Consider the following 18,129-nt stretch of genomic DNA (forward strand, 5'->3'; position numbering starts at 1 on the left):
GGACACGTGTCTCACGCCGGGCCGGGCGCTCCCGGCCCGGCGGCCGGGTCAGCGGGCGGGGTCGGCAGCCGGGTCGGCGGGGAACAACTCCCGCAACGCGTGCGCCGTTTCGTCGCTGTGGATGTGGTGCAGGCCCCTGATGCCCAGGCGGGCCGCGCCGGTCAGGTTGTGTTCCAGGTCGTCGATCATGACGCAGGCGGACGGGTCGACGCCGAGGAGGTCGCAGGCCGTCCGGTAGATGCGGCGGCCCGGCTTGCGGGAGCCGATCCGGCTGGAGATCACCACGACGTCCGCGAGCGCGTCCAGGTCGTAGCCCTGGTAGCAGTCGTCGCCCAGGGCGTTCGACACGATCGCCACCGGGACGCCCTGGTCGCGCAGCCCGCTCAGCGCCGCGAGCATCGTCTCGTCCGGTCGCATCCCCGCACCGATCGCGGTGACGAGGCCCGCGGGTTCGACGTCCACGCCCTTCTCGCGCAGCCGCCCCGCGATGCCCCGCTCGAACTCGGCCTCGCTCATGCGTCCGCACTCGTGCTCCACGAGGAGCGCCGAGGACTCCGTGTCCTCGCGGAAGAGCCGCTCGATCAGGAGCGGATCGTCGCTCACCCGCGTGGACCAGGCACGGAACGAATCGAGCACGCTGGTGGTCAGCACCCCGCCGAAATCGGTGAGCACCGCACGCGGTGGGCCTTCCGCCCTCGCCTCGAGCACCTCGTCCACTGCTGCCTCCTCAAGTCCCGCCCTTGGCGGCGTAGTCGAATCGTCGGTCGAGGATCTCAAGGACCCGCTCTCCCCAGCGCAGGTTCGACTCCTCCAGGGACCTGCCGGCCATCAGTGTGAGGTAGGGGCCGACGCGCTCGGCCTCGCGCAGGTACGTCTCTTCCTCGCGGCCACCGAGGAGGTGCAGGCGCAGCCGTTCGTACCGGGCGAGCTTGCCCCGCGACCACTCCATGCGCTCCTCGATCAGCGCGCGGGTGGCGGTCGGGTCGCCGCCGTCCATCGCCTGCACCTTGACCATGAGTTCGTCCCGGATGGCGATGGGGCGGGGCGGCTCGGCGGCGAAGTCGTGCAGATCCCGCAGGCCGGTGTCGGTGAGCGTGAACATCCGCTTGTTCGGCCTGCGTTCCTGCTGCACCACGCGTGCGTCGATCAGGCCGTCGGCGGCGAGTCGCTCCAGCTCGCGGTAGAGCTGCTGGGGAGTCGCGGACCAGAAGTTCGACACGGAGACGTCGAAGATCTTGGCCAGGTCGTAGCCGGACGACTCACCCTCCAGGAGCGCCGCGAGCACCGCGTACTTCAGAGACATCTGGACACCGTACACCGATGTGATTACTCTCCTTCGCACCTACTCAACAAGTTGACTATCAACGATTCTCAACGCTTACCTGCGAGGTGTGGGCATGCAGGCTTTCCGCAAGGCCGTCGAGGCCAACGATCACGCGGCCATCGAGGCGCTCCTGGCCGAGGACGTGGTCTTCTCCAGTCCGGTCGTGTTCCGCCCCTACCCGGGCAAGGCGACGACCGCCGCGATCCTGCGCGGCGTCACGCGGGTCTTCGAGGATTTCCGGTACGTACGCGAGATCAACGACCCCGGGGGCCGCGACTCCGCGCTCGTCTTCGAGGCACGGGTCGGCGACCGGCAGATCACCGGCTGCGACTTCCTCCACCTCGACGAGGAGGGGCTGATCGACGAATTCACGGTGATGGTCCGCCCCCTGTCGGCCGCGCAGGCGCTCGCGGCGGCCATGGGCGCCCAGTGGGAGCAGATCAGCAAGGAGGCGGCGGACGCGTAGGCGGCGTCCGGCGGTCACCAGGCCCGAGCCGACCGGACGAGGTGGTCGTGCACGAGGGCGACGTGCGGGTTGTCCGCGGAGCCCGGGCGACGCACCAGGAAGCCGGTGTTGATCGGGGCGTCCTCCGGATCGTGGAGGAGGGTCAGAGCACCGGCGGCCAGGGCGTCGCGGCACAGGTAGCGGGGCAGCACGGCGAATCCCGCGCCCGCGGTGACCGCCGAGAGCACGCCGCGCAGGTCAGGGACCGTGACGGAGGCCTCGCAGGTCAGCCGCTTGCCGAAGACGTGCCGCCAGTAGCGGCGGGCGATCGGCAGGTCATCGGCGTAGCTCACCAGGGGGACGCCGAGCAGGACCCCCGGGCCGTCCGCTGCGACCCGCGCGCCGCCGCCGATGCGCTCGGCCCACATGGGGGCCGCGACCAGGACGAACTCCTCGTCCGCCAGCGGCACCGAGCTCAGCGAGCGCCCGCGGGGGCGGGCCGTGGCGATCACCAGGTCGTGCCGTCCCGCCCTCAGCTCGTCCAGGAGCCGGTCGGTCAGGCCCGTCGTCACGCGGAGCCTGACCCCCTGCTCGATCAGCGGTGCAAGCGCGGGCAGCGCGCAGTGGCAGAGCATCTCCGCCGGGCCCGCCAGGTGGACGGGCTCGGCGGGGGCGCCGTCAAGGGGGCCGCCGTGACCGGTGACGGCGGCTAGGGCATCGAGGGGATCGACGACCCGGGCGGCGAGCGCGTCCGCGTACGGCGCGGGGGTCACGCCCCGCGGCAGCCGCTCGAACAGTTCCCGGTCGACCTGCCGCTCCAGGGCCCGGATCTGGGTGGTGACGGTGGGCTGCGAGAGACCGAGCACCCGGGCCGCGGCGGTGAAGGAACCCGACCGGTACACGGCGAGAAACGTCCGCAGCAGGTTGAGGTCCAGCGGGCCACCGGCGGCCGGCCCGCCCAATCCGTGCGGCCCGCCCAGTCCGTTCGCCCCGCCCAACCCGTTCGCCCCGCCCAACCCGTTCGATCCGCCCAACCCGTTCGGCCCGCCCGGTTCGGCCGCTGCGGTTATTCCCGGCGATCCATCGGAATTCCTATCTCCCATATGGGTCAGCCTATTGGATTTCGTGGGGCGTACCCGCCTACCTTCGAGGACAGCACCGCCTGACGCTCTGAGCACAGAACGTCAGAGATTCCAGCCTCGGAGAGACACCATGTCCAAGATTCTGTTCGTCGTGACCGGCGCCGACCACTGGACGCTGGCTGACGGCACCCAGCACCCGACCGGCTTCTGGGCCGAGGAGGCCGTGGCGCCGTACGAGGCGTTCAAGGCCGCCGGGCACGAGATCGTCGTCGCGACGCCGGGCGGCGTCGTGCCGACCGTCGACCAGGCGAGCCTCGCGCCCGAGTTCAACGGCGGTGAGGAAGGCGCCGAGAAGATCGCCACCACGCTCGCGGAGATCGCCGAGTTCCTGAAGCCTCTCAAGCTGGAGGAGGTCGACCTCGCCGAGTACGCCGCGGTCTTCTACCCCGGCGGCCACGGCCCCATGGAGGACCTCGCCGTCAACGCCGCGTCCGGCAGGCTGCTCAGCTCCGCGCTGGAGATCGGCATGCCCGTCGGCGTCGTCTGCCACGGGCCCGCCGCTCTGCTCGCGGCCACCAGGGAGGACGGCTCCAACGCCTTCGCGGGGTACGAGCTGACCGGCTTCACCAACGCCGAGGAGACACAGTCCGGCTTCGCCGACAAGGCCAAGTGGCTCCTCCAGGACCGGCTCGTCGCGGCGGGCGCCGACTTCCGGGAGGGCGAGGCGTGGGCCCCCAAGGTGGTCGTCGACCGCAACCTGATCACCGGCCAGAACCCGGCGTCCTCGGCTCCCCTGGCGGATGAGCTGCTCAAGAAGCTGGCCTGACCTCATGGGCAACGACCGGCTCGAAGAGGTCCTCGACGCCACCTACGACTCCCTCACGCGGTACGGCGTACGGCGCACCACGATGGACGACATCGCCTCCACGATGGGCGTGTCCCGGTCAGCGGTCTACCAGTACGTACGCAACAAGGACGACGCCTTCCGCAAGCTCGCCGAGCGTCTGCACGCCGAGGCGCTCGCGCGGGCCCGGCAGGCGGCGGCCGAGGAAACCTCCGCCGCCGAACGCGTCCGGGGGGTCCTCGCCGCCAAGCTCGACCTGGTCCTGCGCCTGGCCGGCGACTCGCCGCACTCGGCCGAACTGCTCGACGCGAAGGCGCGCCTCTTCGGCGACATCTGCGACGGGTTCACCGGCTCGCTGCGGCGCCTGCTCATCGACCTGTTCACCGAGGCGGGGACCACGGCCGCGGTGGAGCCCGCCGAAGCCGCCGACATCTGCATCGCCCTGGTCATGGGCCTGGAGTCGGTGTCCGACGGCCGCGAGCTCTTCGGCCCCGCCACGGACGCGCTCCTGACCGGGCTGCTCGGATCGCCGGTCGCCACGACGGCCACCGCCTGAACGGACCCCCGCTCCTCCCCGGCCACACCCTCTCGCCCCACCCCCTGCACAGCCGCACCTGAGACATACCGAGGAGACCCCTCATGCACCACCCCGAAGCCCTCGTCCCCGAAGAGGCGTCCGGTTCCGAAGCGTCCGGCTCCGGAGCGCTCGCCCCCGAAGCCCTCGTCGCCGGGCTCCGTGCCACCTTCGCCACCGGCCGCACCCGGCCCCTGGCCTGGCGCGAGGAGCAGCTCACCCAGCTGCGCGCCCTGTTCACGGAGCACCGCGAGGACATCGCGGACGCCCTCCACGCCGATCTGCACAAGCCCCGCACCGAGGCGTACACCGCCGAAGTCGACTTCCCCGTACGGGAGATCGACCACACGCTGGCCCACCTGAGCGACTGGCTGAGCCCGCAGCCGCTCGCGCCCGGCGCGCTCGCGGGACTGCCCGAGGGCTCCACCGCGGGTACGCAGTACGAGCCGCTCGGCACCGTCCTGATCATCGCGCCGTGGAACTACCCCGTCCAGCTGCTTCTCGTCCCCCTCGTGGGCGCTCTGGCCGCGGGCAACACGGCCGTCCTCAAGCCGAGTGAAGTCACCCCGGCCACCTCGCGGTTGATCGCCCGCCTCATCCCGCAGTACCTGGACACGGAGGCGGTCGCCGTCGTCGAGGGCGGCGTGCCCGAGACCACGGCGCTGCTCGCCCAGCGGTACGACCACATCTTCTACACGGGCAACGGCGCCGTCGGACGCATCGTGATGCGCGCGGCCGCCGAGCACCTCACCCCGGTCACCCTCGAACTCGGCGGCAAGTCGCCGGTGTTCGTGGACCGGGACGTCGATCTCGCCGCTGTCGCCACCCGCCTGGCCGAGTCCAAGTTCCGCAACGCCGGCCAGACATGCGTGGCCCCCGACTACGTCCTGACCGACCCGGACACCGCGCCCGCGCTGGCCGAGGAGCTGCGCACGGCCGTGGAGCGGGTGTTCGGCCCGGACCCCAAGTCCTCGGAGGCGTACGGACGCATCGTCAACGAAAGGCACTTCGACCGGGTCTCGGCGCTCCTCGGCTCCGGAACGACCGCGTTCGGCGGGCAGAGCGACCGCGACGACGTGTACATCGCGCCGACCGTGCTCACCGACGTGCGGGCCGACGAGCCGGTGATGCGGGAGGAGATCTTCGGCCCCGTACTGCCGATCGTGAACGTCGGCGGGCTCGACGAGGCCATCGCCTTCATCAACGACCGCGACAAGCCGCTCGCCCTCTACGGCTTCACCGAGAGCGAGACCGCCCGGCGGCGTCTCGCCGCGGAGACGTCGTCGGGCGGTCTCGGTTTCGGTCTCCCGATGGCTCATCTGCGCGTTCCCGAGCTGCCGTTCGGCGGCGTCGGCGAGAGCGGCGTCGGCAACTATCACGGGCCGCACTCCATCGCCACGTTCAGCCACCGCAAGGCCCGGCTCGACGTTCCGCTGGGCTGACCCGGGGGTGGATGGTCACGGAGGTGAACTTCCGTGCCTCCTCTCATGACCGCGGGTCCGCCGGGCCGAGCAACGCGTCGAGCCCGGCGGTCAGTTGCTCCGGCCCGCCCCGCCCGGCCAGCGCGATGGCGGTGGCCCGCAGGCGCGGGAACTCCTGCGCGGGCATGCGGTGCAGGCCAAGGCGGAAGGCCGGATCCGGTTCACCGGGCTCGTCGTCCATGGCCCGCAGCTCCACGAGGAGATAGCCGAGCAGCCACGCCGTGAACGCCCGGTGCACCTCCACCGTGCGGCGCTCGCCGAGCCCCGCGCCGTGGAGCAGGGCAAGGACGCGCTCGTCGCCGCGCAGGACGGCAGCCGGGCGGCGGGCCAGCGGGGTGGACAGCAGGCGGGTGGCGAGCAGCGGAACCATGTTCGGGTGCCGCAGCGCGACGCCGTGGGTGGCGAGCGCGATGCGGCGCAGCTCCCCTCTCCAGTCCTCGGCCTCGGGCCGACCGGCCAGATCGTCCTCCAGCTCCTGGTGGAACGCCTCGACCAAGCCGTCCAGGAGGGCACCCTTGCCGGCCGCGTACCGGTAGAGGGCCATCGCCTCCACACCCAGTTCCGCGCCGAGCTTGCGCATGCTCAGGCCGGAGAGCCCGTCGCGGTCGACGATCTCCAGGGCCGTGGCCAGGACACGTTCCCTGCTGAGCCGTCCGTAGCGCCCGCGGTCGCTGGCGCGCCGCCCCTCGGACGGGTTCGCGTCTCCACCTTGCGGCATGTCCGCCACCTCCACCTCTTCGGCCCCCTTGACCACAGGGAGCATCGGGTGCAAAGTCGTACATATACGACGTAAACGTACGTAGTCAGCGTACAGCGTCCGACCTCTCAGGAGCGTCGCGCCATGACGCACAGCGAGCCGATGTCGGCGGATCTGGTCCAGGTGGAGCGCGACCTCGCGCGGATGTCGGACGGCAACGTCGTCCGCGTCACCGCCGGCGGCCCCGTCTTCGGACATCCGTTCCCGGTGCGCGCCGTCCGGCCGACGACCTTCGTGTCCGCACTCCCCCGGCGCGACCGGGCCGCCCTCATGGTGATCGCCGCGGGCTGGGCGCTGAGCTTCCTGTGGTTCTGGTCCTGGTGGCTGCAGCCGGAGCACCGCGTCGGCTGGGCGGGCCTGATCATCAACAGCGCCCTGCTGCTCTACCTCACCGGGCTCCCCTGCTACTTCTTCGTCACCGCGCTCCGCCTGCGCCGCGTCGACCCGGAGCTGCCGGTCCCCGCGCTCCCGGTCGCCTTCGCCGTGACCCGCGCCCCCTCGGAGCCGTGGCCCACCGCCCGGCAGACGCTCGAGGCGATGCTGGCCCAGGACTTCCCGCACCCGTACGACGTATGGCTGTGCGACGAGGACCCGACCGACGAGATCATCGCCTGGTGCCGCACGCACCGGGTACGGATGTCCTGCCGACGCGGCGTGCTCCTGTACCACCGCAGCCACTGGCCGCGCCGCACCCGCTGCAAGGAAGGCAATCTCGCCTACTTCTACGACAACTGGGGCTACGGGCGTTACGACGTGGTCGCGCAGCTCGACTGCGACCACGTGCCCGCGGCGACCTACCTCGCCGAGATGGTCCGCCCCTTCGACGACCCCGCCATCGGATACGTCGCCGCACCCAGCATGTGCGATGCCAACGGCGCGGTGTCCTGGTCGGCACGGGGACGCCTGCACCGCGAGGCCGTCTGGCACGGCGCGGTGCAGCTGGGGCACAGCGACGGGCTCGCCCCGATGTGCATCGGCTCCCACTACGCCGTGCGCACCCGCGCGCTGCGGGACATCGGGGGTCTCGGTCCGGAGCTCGCCGAGGACTTCTCCACCACGTACCTGCTCAACTCGGCGGGCTGGCACGGGGCGTTCGCGATCGACGCCGAGGCGCACGGGGACGGGCCGCTCACCTTCGGCGACATGATCACGCAGGAGTACCAGTGGTCGCGGAGCCTGACCACGATGCTCCTGGGCCTGCTGCCGCGCCATCTGCGACGGCTGCCCCTCGTACTGCGGCTGCGCTTCTCGTACGCCCTCGCCTACTATCCGCTCCTCGGCCTGATGATCACCGCGGGCCTCACGCTCCCGCCGATCGCCATCCTCACCGGGCTGCCGTGGATGAACGTCAACTACCTGGATTTCCTGGCCCACTTCTGGTCCATGCCCGTGTGGCTGCTCCTGACCCTGTACCTGATGCGCCGCCGCGGCATGCTCCGCCCGCACACCGCGCCGGTGATCAGCTGGGAGACGTGGCTCTTCGCGCTCGCCCGCTGGCCCTTCGTCATCCTGGGTCTGTTCGGCGCCGTCGCGCAGAAGCTGCGACCGCGGCCGGTGACCTTCAAGGTCACGCCCAAGGAGACCGGCGGACCACGACCGCTGCCCGTCAGGCTCACCCTGCCGTTCGTCGTGCTGGCGGCCGCCTTGTCCGGCGTCGCCCTGGTGGGCGAGCTGACGAGTCCTTCGGCCGGCTATGTCTTCCTCTGCCTCCTCGCCGCCATGGCCTACGCGGTCGTCGCCCTCGCCGTCCCGCTGCTCCATGTGCGGGAGGCGGCACGAGCCGCGGACGTCCCCTTCGGCCGCGCGCTGTCGACCGCACGTCTCCCGGTCGCCCTCGGCGTTCTGGTGTCACTGCCGGTCGCCACCGCCACCGTCTTCTACCCGGCGTACGTCGCCGCCGTCCTGAGCCGGTGAACTGACATGAGCGCACCCTCCACCATCCTCGTCACCGGCGGCGCGGGCTTCATCGGGAGCCACACCTGCGTCGAACTCCTCGACCACGGCTACGAGTTGATCGTGATCGACGACTATTCCCACAGCACCCCGCAGGTCTTCACGCGGGTGGAACGGATCGCCGACCGCTTCGTCGGCGCCGTCTATGAACTGGACATCCGTGATCGACGCGCCCTGTCGGCCGTTTTCGACCGCCACTCCGTGGACGCCGTCGTGCACTTTGCCGCGCACAAGGCCGTGGGCGAGTCGACACGGATGCCCGTCCAGTACTACGACAACAACGTCGGCGGCACGACCGCCCTGCTCCGGGTCATGCACGAACACGGCGTGCACCAGATGGTGTTCTCCTCGTCCTGTTCGGTCTACGGCGACGCCGGGCGCGGCCCGCTGGACGAGTCCACGCCCGCCCGCCCCACCAATCCGTACGCGGCGTCCAAGTGGATCTGCGAGCAGGTGCTCGCCGATGTGTGCGCCCGCTGCCCCCAGTGCACGGTGCTCGCCCTGCGCTACTTCAACCCGGTCGGCGCCCACCCCAGCGGACTGCTCGGCGAGGACCCGGGCGGCGTCCCCGACAATCTGATGCCGTACGTGGCGCAGGTCGCCGTCGGGCGGCGTGAGCGGCTCCCCGTGTTCGGCGACGACTACGCCACGCCCGACGGCACCGCGATCCGCGACTACCTCCACGTCATGGACACCGCCGAGGCCCACCGCATCGCCCTTGACCACCTCGCCGACGGGCCGGGCCTTCGGGTGTTCAACCTCGGTGTCGGCAGCGGCCGTTCGGTCCTCGACGTCATCGCCGCGTTCGGCGCGGCCTGCGGCAGGGCCATCCCGTACCAGATCATGCCGCGCCGCCCCGGCGACGTGACCGAACTCGTCGCCGACGCGCGCGCCGTGGCGCGCGCCTGGGGCTGGCGCCCCAGCCGGGGACTCCCCGAGATGTGCCGGGACGCATGGCGCTTCCAGCAGCTCAACCCCCATGGCTACGCCGGCCCCGGCCGGCGCCCGAACGGCAAACAGCAAGCCCCGTGAGACAGGCACGACCCTTAAGGAGCGACGTCATGCGGATGACAGTGATCGGCACCGGATACGTGGGAACGGTGCACGCCGCCTGCATGGCCGACATCGGCCATCAGGTCCTCGGCATCGACATCGACGCCGAACGGATCGCGTCCCTCTCGGCGGGCCGGGCACCCATCCACGAGAGCGGCCTGGACGAACTGCTCGCACGGACCGTCGCGTCGGGCAGGTTGCGCTTCTCCACCTCGCTCGCCGAGGGCGCCGCGTTCGCCAGGACACACTTCGTGTGCGTGGGCACCCCGCAGCGACCCGACAGCCACGCCGCCGACCTCCGGTACGTGGACGCCGTCGTGGACGGCCTGGCCCCGCATCTGCGGCCCGGCAGCCTGATCGTGGGCAAGTCGACCGTGCCGGTGGGCACCGCCGCCCGGCTCGCGGATCGCCTCGCCCCCTTGGCCCCGGGCACGGAGGTCGCCTGGAACCCCGAGTTCCTCCGCGAGGGATCCGCGGTCCAGGACACGATGAGCCCCGAGCGGCTCGTCGTCGGCGTGACCTCGCGTCACGCCGAGGGAGTGCTGCGGGCGATCTATACGCCCATGCTGCGCGCCGGAGTGCCGTTCTTCAGCACCGACCCGGCCACCGCCGAGCTGGTCAAGGTGGCGGCGAACTCGTTCCTCGCCACCAAGATCTCCTTCATCAACGCCATGGCCGAGGTGTGCGACGCCGCGGGCGCCGACGCGTCGGTCCTGGCCGAGGCCATCGGCGCCGACTCGCGGATCGGCCCCCGCTTCCTCGCACCCGGGCTCGGCTTCGGCGGCAGCTGCTTCCCCAAGGACATCCGGGCCTTCGCCGCGCGCGCCGAGGAGATCGGCGCGGGCGAGGCGGTGGAGTTCCTGCACGAGGTCGACCGGATCAACACCCGGCAGCGCTCGCGCACCGTCGACCGGGCACGCCGGCTGCTCGGCGGCTCGTTCACCGGCCGCAGGGTCGGGGTGCTCGGCGCGGCGTTCAAGCCGGGCAGCGACGACGTCCGGGACTCGCCCGCGCTGGTCGTGGCGGCGGCCCTGCACCACCAGGGCGCCACGGTCCGTGTGCACGACCCGCAGGCCATCGACAACGCGCGCGAGGCCCATCCCGATCTCGCCTACGCCCTGGACGTCGACAAGGCGTGCGAGGACGCCGATCTGGTCCTGCATCTCACCGACTGGCCCGAGTACCGGGACATCGATCCCGCGGCGCTCGCCGCTCTCGTGCGCTCCCCCGTCCTCCTGGACGCCCGCAACAGCCTGGACCCCCGGTCCTGGTCGGCGGCCGGCTGGACCGTGCACGCGCCGGGCCGCCCGCTGCTCTCCCGGGATGCCGACTCGCAGCCCGAGGCGGCCGTGCTCACCGGAGGTGCGTCATGAGGGTCGCGGTCACCGGCGGTGGCGGATTTGTCGGCTCCCACCTCTGCGAGGCCCTGCTGAGCAGGGGCGACACGGTCTACTGCCTGGACAATTTCTGCACCGGTGAGCCGCGCAACGTCGCCCACCTGCGCGACGCGCCCCGCTTCCGGCTGATCCGGGCCGACGTGACGACGCCGTTCGACGTGCCGGGCCCGGTGGACTCCGTGGCCCATCTCGCGAGCCCCGCGTCGCCGCCGGACTACCACCGGCTCGCCCTGGAGACCCTGGCCGTCGGCAGCCACGGCACCGAGAACGCCCTGCGCCTGGCCCAGCGGCACGGCGCCCGCTTCCTGCTCGCCTCCACCAGCGAGGTCTACGGCGACCCGGAGGTCCACCCGCAGCCGGAGGAGTACTGGGGGCACGTCAATCCGGTGGGCCCGCGCAGCGTCTACGACGAGGCCAAGCGGTTCGCGGAGGCGCTGGCCATGGCGTACCGGCGCAGCCACGGCGTGGACGTGGGCATCGTACGGATCTTCAACACGTACGGGCCGCGGATGCGGCCGCACGACGGACGCGTGGTCTCCACCTTCGTCCGCCAGGCCCTGGCCGGCCGGCCGCTGACGCTCTACGGCGACGGCAGCCAGACCCGCAGTTTCTGCTACGTCGACGATCTCGTCCGGGGCCTCGTCGCGATGCTCGACAGTGACCGCAGCGGTCCGGTGAACCTAGGCAATCCCAGCGAGCGCACCGTCCGCGAACTGGCCGAACTCGTCCTGCGCATCGCCGGATCGACCTCGCGGATCGTCTGCCGCCCGCTGCCCGTCGACGATCCGACCCGCCGCCGCCCGGTGATCAACCGGGCCGTGGAGCAGCTCGGCTGGATGCCCCGCGTCCCGCTCGACGAGGGCCTTCGGCAGACGGTGGCGTGGTTCACCGGGCGGTCCGCACCGCGGCCCGCGCGGGTGCCCGTGGAGGCCTGATCCCCATGACCGGGAAAGCCGCAGCCTCAGCCGGCCGGCGCCGCACCGCCCCCGGCATCCTCACCGCCGCGCTCGTGCTGCTCGGCGCGAGCGGCTGTGCGGCCACCCCGCACTACGCGCCGACGGCCCATACGTACTACGTCAGCCCGCGGGGCGACGACCAGAACGACGGTTCCTCTCCGGGGCAGGCCTGGCGTTCCCTCGCCCGCGCCGAGCGTGTGGCGCTCGAACCGGGCGACCGGCTGCTCCTGGAGGGCGGCGCGCGGTTCACCGGCACCGTCACCCTGGGCAGCGCCGAGGCGGGCCGTGCGGACCGGCCCGTGGTGGTCGGCTCGTACGGCGACGGCCGGGCGACGGTCGATGCCGAGGGCTCCCCCGGCATCTCCGTGCACAACACGGCGGGCGTGCAGATCCGCGACCTCACCGTCACCGGGGACCGCGCCGCCTACGCGCGCGACGGCGGCATCAACCTGTACGCCGACCGTCCGGGCGGCGGCAAGCTCACCGGCGTCCTGGTCTCGGACGTCAGCGTCTCCGGTTTCCAGGTGGGCATCGCGGTCGGCGGCGTGGAGAAGGGCAACGGCTTCAAGGACGTGACGGTCCGTCAGGCGAAGCTGCACGGCAACAAGGACGCCGGTCTCCTGACGTACGGCCCCACCTTCGAGCCCACCCAACCCGCCTACGCACACCAGGACTTCGACATCTCGGGCGTCGACGCGTACCGGAACACCGGTGATTCCGACGCGGACGACCGCCACACCGGCGACGGCATCATCCTCGGCGCCGTGCGCGACGCCACGGTGCGTGACTCCAGCGCGCACGACAACGGCTCCACGTCCTCCGGCGACGCGCCTTCCGGCCCGGTGGGCATCTGGGCGTACGACGCCAAGGACGTGCTCCTCGAGCACAACACCGCCTACCGCAACCACACGGGCTCGAAGGTCGACGGAGCCGGGTTCGGCTTCGACGAGAACGTCTCGGACTCGACGATGCAGTACAACCTGGCGTTCCACAACGACGGCCCGGGCTTCTACGCGTACACCCGCAAGGCGAACGGCGCGCACAAGGACAACACGATCCGCTACAACATCACCTCCGACGACGGCCGCAAGCTGCCGCGCTTCGGCGGGCTCGCCGTCTACGGCCACGACGTGCGCAACCTGCGGATCTACCAGAACACCGTGGTGATGACGGCCCTGGAGAACGGCAAGAGCGGTCCCGCCCTGCGCCTGATGGACGGCGAGACGGGCGTCAGCGTCCGCAACAACACCTTCGTCACCGACGGTTCCCCGCTCGCCCTGGTGGACCGGGGCCTCACCGCCGAGAACGCCCTGGTGCAGGGCAACAACTACCGGGCACCGCAAGGCCGGTGGACCGTGCAGTGGGGCGACCGCGCCTACACCGGCCTCGCCGCCTGGCGCGCCGCCACCGGCCAGGAACGCGTCGACGGACGGTCCTCCGGCCTGACCGTCGACCCCTGTCTCGCCGGCGGGGAGCTGCCCTCCATCACGTCCCCCGGGGACGCCCGGCTCTTCGTCCCCGACTGCGATGCCCTCGCGGACAAGGGGCTCGACCTGCGCGCACTGTTCGGCATCGACCCCGGTTCCGTCGACTACTTCGGCCGGACCGTCGGCACGCCCCCGCCGGTCGGGGCCGCGCTGCCCGCGCCGGACTGAGGCGGCGGAGCGGGCCGAAGATGCAGGCGCCCACGGCCATGCCTACGATCGATACAGCGAGACCCCAGGTTGACGCGCGATTCGCGGCCGGGTGTCCCTGCCACGCAGGGAGGCGCTTTGCCATTGCTTCGGTCCTACCCCCGGGATCCACCACGGGCGCACCGGCTCATGACCGCCTACGTCGTCCTGGTCGCCACTCTCACCACCGTGTACATGACCCTCCCCGGCCTGCGGGCCGCGCTCTGGGCACTCATCGGTCTCGGCGGCGTCGCAGCCGTCCTCATCGGTGTGCACGTCCACCGGCCCGCGCACCGCTGGCCGTGGTGGGTGCTCGCGACGGGGCTGCTCGCGTTCGCGGCGGGCGACACGTACTACAACGTGGTCGAGCAGTACTTCCAGGCGTCGAATCCGTTCCCTTCCCCGGCCGACGCCTGCTACCTCGCGGTGTATCCGCTGCTCGCCGCGGGCCTCTTCGGGCTCGTGTACTACCGCTGGGCGGGCCGTGACCTGCCGAGTCTGCTGGACGCGCTGATCATCACCGGTGGGCTCGCGCTGCCCGTGTGGGTCTACCTCGTCCAGCCGCTCACCGAGGTGGAGGGCCTGACCTGGCCGCAGCGCGCCATCAGCATCGCCTACCCGCTGGGCGACGTACTGGTCCTCGCCCTCCTGGCGCGGCTGCTCACACCGGGCTCCGTGACCGGCCACAATCCCGCCGTGGGCCTGCTCGTGCTCGGTACGTTCACCTTGCTCACCTTCGACATCGCGTACGGGATCCTGCAGCTCAACGGGTTGTGGCAGACCGGCACCCTCCTGGACACGGGCTGGATCGTCTTCTACACGGCGTGGGGCCTCGCCGCGCTGCACCCCTCGATGGTCGAGCTGACCGCGTACACGCATCAGCGCCAGAGCCTGCTCCCGCCGCCGCGCAGGCTCGTGCTGCTCGCCGCGGCCACGCTCATCGCCCCCGCGATCCTGCTCGTGGAGGCTCTGCTCGACAGCGCGCATGACGCGGCCGTCATCGCCGCGTTCTCCGGCACCCTGTTCCTCCTGGTGATCCTGCGGCTCGCGGGCATGGTCGTGGCGCACCGCAAGGCCGTGGACCGCGAGCTCGCGCTGCGCGGCGCGGCCGCGTCGCTGGTGGCCGCGATCACCACGGAGGAGATCGTCGAGACCTGCCGGACGACGGTCGCCGCGCTGTCCGGGCCGGGGGCCAGGGCCGGAACCCTGCTCCTGGAGGCGGGCGACTCCCCGACGTTCCCCGACGCCGCCCCGGACACGCGCCGCACGCGGCTGGTCCGGGCCGCCGCGCTCGGCCCGGAGATCGCCGCCCGCATCGATGCCTCACAGAGCGCCCTGGTCTGCCCGATGGCCCGGCGCGACCGTCCGGCCGGGGACGATCCGCCGGGCGTGCTGATCGCCTCCGGCTCCGAGAAGCAGCTCACCGAGATCTGGGGCTCCCTGGAGATCCTCGCCTCGCACGCGGGCCTGGCGAAGGAACGCATCACACTCCGGCAGGAGATCATCCGGCAGGAGAGCGAGGCGTACTTCCGCACGTTGGTGCGCAACGCCTCCGACGTCATCCTCATCGTCGACGACGACAACACCGTCCGGTACGCGAGCCCGTCCGCGCAGGCTGTCTTCGGGGACGTGCCGCTGGTCGGGGCGGAGCTGCCGGAGCTGGTGGACCCTCGGGACAGGCAGCGGGCCGCGCGGGTACTCGCGGCCATGCGCGGCGGCGGCCTGCGGGAGCCCCACGACTACTGGTGGATGCCGCGGGACCGCGGACGCATCGAGGTGGAGGTGCGGTGCAGCGATCTGCAGCAGGACCCGACCGTGCGGGGACTCGTCGTCACTCTGCGGGACGTGACCGAACAGCGTCAGCTGGAGCACGAGCTGACCCAGCGGGCCTTCCACGACGCGCTGACCGGCCTGCCCAACCGGACCCTGCTCCTGGAGCGCATCGAGCGGGCACTGCTGCGCGGCCGCCGTGAGTCGACGCTGACGTGCGTGCTCTTCATCGACCTCGACGACTTCAAGGTCGTCAACGACACCTTGGGGCACTCGGTCGGCGACCGGCTGCTGGCCGCCGTCGGTTCCCGTGTCTCGAACTCGCTGCGGCGCAGTGACACCGCGGCCCGCCTCGGCGGCGACGAGTTCGCCGTCCTGATGGAGGACGCCAAGGAGCCCGTCGACGCGGAGATCCTGGCCGCGCAGGTGGTGCAGGCGCTCAGCAGGCCGTTCCAGCTGTCCGGCGACAGCGTGAGCGTGTCGGCGAGCGTGGGCGTGGCCACGGCCGTGGACAGCGCGGGCGCGGAGGAACTCCTCGCCCACGCCGACCTCGCGCTGTACGCGGCCAAGGCCGCGGGCAAGCGTCAGTGGCGCCGCTTCCAGCAGGGGCTGCACGTACGCATGCGGGAGCGGCACGATCTGCAGGCGAGCCTGGACCGGGCGATCGCCGGCGAGGAGTTCGCCCTGCGCTATCAGCCCGTCGTCGACATCAGCGCGAACGGCGCCCCGGCGGGCGGCGCCCCGCACGCCGCCGAGATCGTCGGCTTCGAGGCGCTGGCCCGCTGGCCCCACCCCCGGCGCGGTCTGGTGCCACCGCAGCAGTTCATCCCGCTCGCCGAGGAGACCGGGCACATCACGCCACTGGGCGCCTGGGTCCTGGGCAGTGCCGCCGTGGACATCGCGGGTCTGCAGCACGCGGGCGCCGCCGCCGGCCGGCGCCCGTACATCAGCGTCAACGTGTCCGCGCGGCAGTTCCGCGACCCGGGCTTCCTCGGCGAGGTGCGCAGCGCCCTGGAGACACCCGGACTCGCCCCGGGCTCGCTGCAGTTGGAGCTCACCGAGTCCGTGCTGATGCGACGTGACGGCCAGATCCAGGCGGTCATGCGGGCGCTGAAGGATCTCGGCGTGCGGATCGCGGTCGACGACTTCGGCACGGGATTCTCCTCGCTGCGCTATCTCCGCGAGTTCCCCGTCGACGTACTCAAGATCGACAAGTCGTTCATCGACGACATCGCCGCCGACGCCCGGCAGCTCGCCCTCGTGGAGGGAATCGTGCACCTCGCCGACACGATGGGCCTCCAGGTCATCGCCGAGGGCATCGAGCAGCCCGCGCAACGCGACCTGCTGACCGGGATGGGCTGCGGGTTCGGGCAGGGCTATCTCTTCGCACGGCCGCTGACGGCCGAGCAGGGGGAACGGCTCCTCCGCCGTCGCCGAGGGCTCGACGGGGTCGGCCCGCGCCCCGGTGCCGTGCGGGACCGCCGGCTCACCCGCGCCACCCCTGCCGCCGTGAGCAACCCGCCCGCCGAGCCAGCCCCGACCCCCTCGGAGAGGGAGAGCACCATGAGCGAGACGGACACCGGACTCCTGGGGGTACGGCGCGATCCGCGCTGGGGCGAACTCGACCACCTGCGGCGGACCAGCCCGATGAGCGACTGCGTCCTCGACGAGGTCCGCGGCCGGCACATCCGCAGCGGGGACCACTGGCTCATCGACTTCGCCTCCTGCAACTACCTGGGCCTCGACTGCGATCCCGAGATCATCGACGCCATCGAACCCGCCGTACGCCGCTGGGGAACCCACCCCAGCTGGTCCCGGCTCCTCGGCAGTCCCCGGCTCTACACCGAGATCGAGGAACGGCTCACCGCGCTGCTCGGGGCGCCGGACACCCTGCTGCTGCCGACCGCCACGCTGATCCACGCATCGGTCATCCCCGTCCTGGCAGGCGGCGGGCATGTCTTCGTCGAGGCCGCGGCGCACCGCACGGTGTACGACGGCTGCGTCTCCGCGCGCGGGCAGGGCGCCACGCTGCGGCGGTTCCACGCCGACCGGCCCGACGAACTGGCCGCCCTGCTGCGGGCGGCGCCGAGCGGCTCATCCCGCCTGGTCTGCCTCGACGGCGTCAACAGCATGAGCGGGGACATCGCCGACGTACCCGAACTGGCCGGTGTCTGCCGGGACTTCGGCGCCACGCTCTACATCGACGACACCCATGGATTCGGCGTCATCGGGGAGCGCCGCGCCGACGAGCCGTGTCCCTACGGGTCGCGCGGCAACAGCGTCGTCCGGCACACGGGCGAGACGTACGACAACATCGTCCTGGTCGGCGGCTTCTCCAAGGCCTACTCCTCGCTCCTCGCCTTCCTCGCGCTTCCGACCTGGCTCAAGGACCATCTGAAGGTGGCCGCCGCCCCCTATCTGTACTCCGGTCCTTCGCCCACGGCCTCGCTGGCGACCGCGCTCGCCGGTCTCGAGGTCAACGACCGGCGCGGCGACGCCATCCGCGCCGATCTGCACCGCAAGACCGTCCGGGTGCTCGACCACGCGGCCGCGCTCGGCGTGGAGACGCTCAACTCCGATCAGCTGCCGATCGTGGAGATCCCCCTGGCCGACGCGTCGGACCTGGACGCGGTCGCCGGTTTCCTCTGGGAGCAGGGCATCTATGTGACCCTGGCGGCCTATCCGCTCGTGCCGCGCGACCGCGTCGGGTTCCGTGTGCAGCTCACGGCACTGAACTCCGACGCCGACATCGACCGGCTCAACACCGCCCTGACGCGCCTGTCCGAACGCTTCCCGCTGCGACCGGGGAGCTGACTCCGC

At 71.8% G+C, this 18,129-nt stretch carries 14 protein-coding genes; 10 read left to right on the forward strand and 4 right to left on the reverse strand.

The window, feature by feature from the left end; genetic code table 11:
- Window positions 1–48: 48 nt before the first annotated feature.
- Both ACWGIH_RS27040 and ACWGIH_RS27045 read right to left on the reverse strand, forming a co-directional pair.
- The gene (locus ACWGIH_RS27040; RefSeq protein WP_453451089.1) at window positions 49–717 is read right to left on the reverse strand and encodes an HAD family hydrolase; all 669 of its coding nucleotides are present in this window, start codon (window positions 715–717) and stop codon (window positions 49–51) included.
- A 10-nt stretch (window positions 718–727) separates the two neighbouring features.
- Window positions 728–1,303 (reverse strand): PadR family transcriptional regulator, encoded by a 576-nt coding sequence (locus ACWGIH_RS27045; RefSeq protein ID WP_453451088.1) that lies wholly within the window; start codon window positions 1,301–1,303, stop codon window positions 728–730.
- Window positions 1,304–1,397: 94 nt separating this feature from the next.
- Between ACWGIH_RS27045 and ACWGIH_RS27050 the strand changes: the two genes are divergently transcribed.
- On the forward strand, window positions 1,398–1,790 hold the full coding sequence (locus tag ACWGIH_RS27050; protein ID WP_453451087.1) for a nuclear transport factor 2 family protein: 393 nt from the start codon (window positions 1,398–1,400) through the stop codon (window positions 1,788–1,790).
- 14 nt (window positions 1,791–1,804) lie between these two features.
- On the opposite strand, the gene ACWGIH_RS27055 is transcribed toward ACWGIH_RS27050, so the two are convergent.
- Window positions 1,805–2,872, reverse strand: a complete 1,068-nt coding sequence (locus ACWGIH_RS27055) for a LysR family transcriptional regulator (RefSeq protein WP_453451086.1) — start codon at window positions 2,870–2,872, stop codon at window positions 1,805–1,807.
- Window positions 2,873–2,981: 109 nt separating this feature from the next.
- Here ACWGIH_RS27055 and ACWGIH_RS27060 point away from each other — a divergent pair, with 109 nt between their 5' ends.
- From ACWGIH_RS27060 to ACWGIH_RS27070, 3 genes are all read left to right on the forward strand, one after another.
- Window positions 2,982–3,677 (forward strand): type 1 glutamine amidotransferase domain-containing protein, encoded by a 696-nt coding sequence (locus ACWGIH_RS27060; RefSeq protein ID WP_453451085.1) that lies wholly within the window; start codon window positions 2,982–2,984, stop codon window positions 3,675–3,677.
- 4 nt (window positions 3,678–3,681) lie between these two features.
- Window positions 3,682–4,251, forward strand: a complete 570-nt coding sequence (locus ACWGIH_RS27065; protein ID WP_453451084.1) for a TetR/AcrR family transcriptional regulator — start codon at window positions 3,682–3,684, stop codon at window positions 4,249–4,251.
- Between the two features lie 83 nt (window positions 4,252–4,334).
- Entirely contained in the window at window positions 4,335–5,711 is a 1,377-nt protein-coding gene (locus ACWGIH_RS27070; RefSeq protein WP_453451083.1) for an aldehyde dehydrogenase family protein, read from the forward strand.
- Between the two features lie 43 nt (window positions 5,712–5,754).
- Here ACWGIH_RS27070 and ACWGIH_RS27075 read toward each other — a convergent pair whose 3' ends face one another.
- Window positions 5,755–6,468 carry a TetR/AcrR family transcriptional regulator gene (locus tag ACWGIH_RS27075; RefSeq protein WP_453451082.1) on the reverse strand — a complete coding sequence of 238 codons (714 nt, stop codon included), beginning with the start codon at window positions 6,466–6,468 and terminating at the stop codon, window positions 5,755–5,757.
- A 123-nt stretch (window positions 6,469–6,591) separates the two neighbouring features.
- Here ACWGIH_RS27075 and ACWGIH_RS27080 point away from each other — a divergent pair, with 123 nt between their 5' ends.
- The 6 genes from ACWGIH_RS27080 to ACWGIH_RS27105 all read left to right on the forward strand — a co-directional run bounded on the left by ACWGIH_RS27080 (window position 6,592) and on the right by ACWGIH_RS27105 (window position 18,123).
- The gene (locus ACWGIH_RS27080) at window positions 6,592–8,421 is read left to right on the forward strand and encodes a glycosyltransferase family 2 protein (protein WP_453451081.1); all 1,830 of its coding nucleotides are present in this window, start codon (window positions 6,592–6,594) and stop codon (window positions 8,419–8,421) included.
- Between the two features lie 6 nt (window positions 8,422–8,427).
- The gene (gene galE, locus ACWGIH_RS27085) at window positions 8,428–9,492 is read left to right on the forward strand and encodes a UDP-glucose 4-epimerase GalE (protein WP_453451080.1); all 1,065 of its coding nucleotides are present in this window, start codon (window positions 8,428–8,430) and stop codon (window positions 9,490–9,492) included.
- Window positions 9,493–9,521: 29 nt separating this feature from the next.
- Window positions 9,522–10,886: a UDP-glucose dehydrogenase family protein gene (locus tag ACWGIH_RS27090; RefSeq protein WP_453451079.1), complete on the forward strand. Its 1,365-nt coding sequence runs from the start codon at window positions 9,522–9,524 to the stop codon at window positions 10,884–10,886.
- Complete coding sequence (locus tag ACWGIH_RS27095) at window positions 10,883–11,845, forward strand: UDP-glucuronic acid decarboxylase family protein (RefSeq protein WP_453451078.1); 963 nt, start codon at window positions 10,883–10,885, stop codon at window positions 11,843–11,845. The genes ACWGIH_RS27090 and ACWGIH_RS27095 overlap by 4 nt, the downstream gene beginning before the upstream one ends.
- Before the next feature lie 5 nt (window positions 11,846–11,850).
- Entirely contained in the window at window positions 11,851–13,521 is a 1,671-nt protein-coding gene (locus ACWGIH_RS27100) for a right-handed parallel beta-helix repeat-containing protein (RefSeq protein WP_453451077.1), read from the forward strand.
- A gap of 168 nt (window positions 13,522–13,689) precedes the next feature.
- Window positions 13,690–18,123, forward strand: a complete 4,434-nt coding sequence (locus ACWGIH_RS27105) for an aminotransferase class I/II-fold pyridoxal phosphate-dependent enzyme (protein ID WP_453451076.1) — start codon at window positions 13,690–13,692, stop codon at window positions 18,121–18,123.
- The last annotated feature ends 6 nt before the right edge of the window (window positions 18,124–18,129 follow it).

The organism is Streptomyces sp. NPDC054872 (assembly GCF_053610705.1).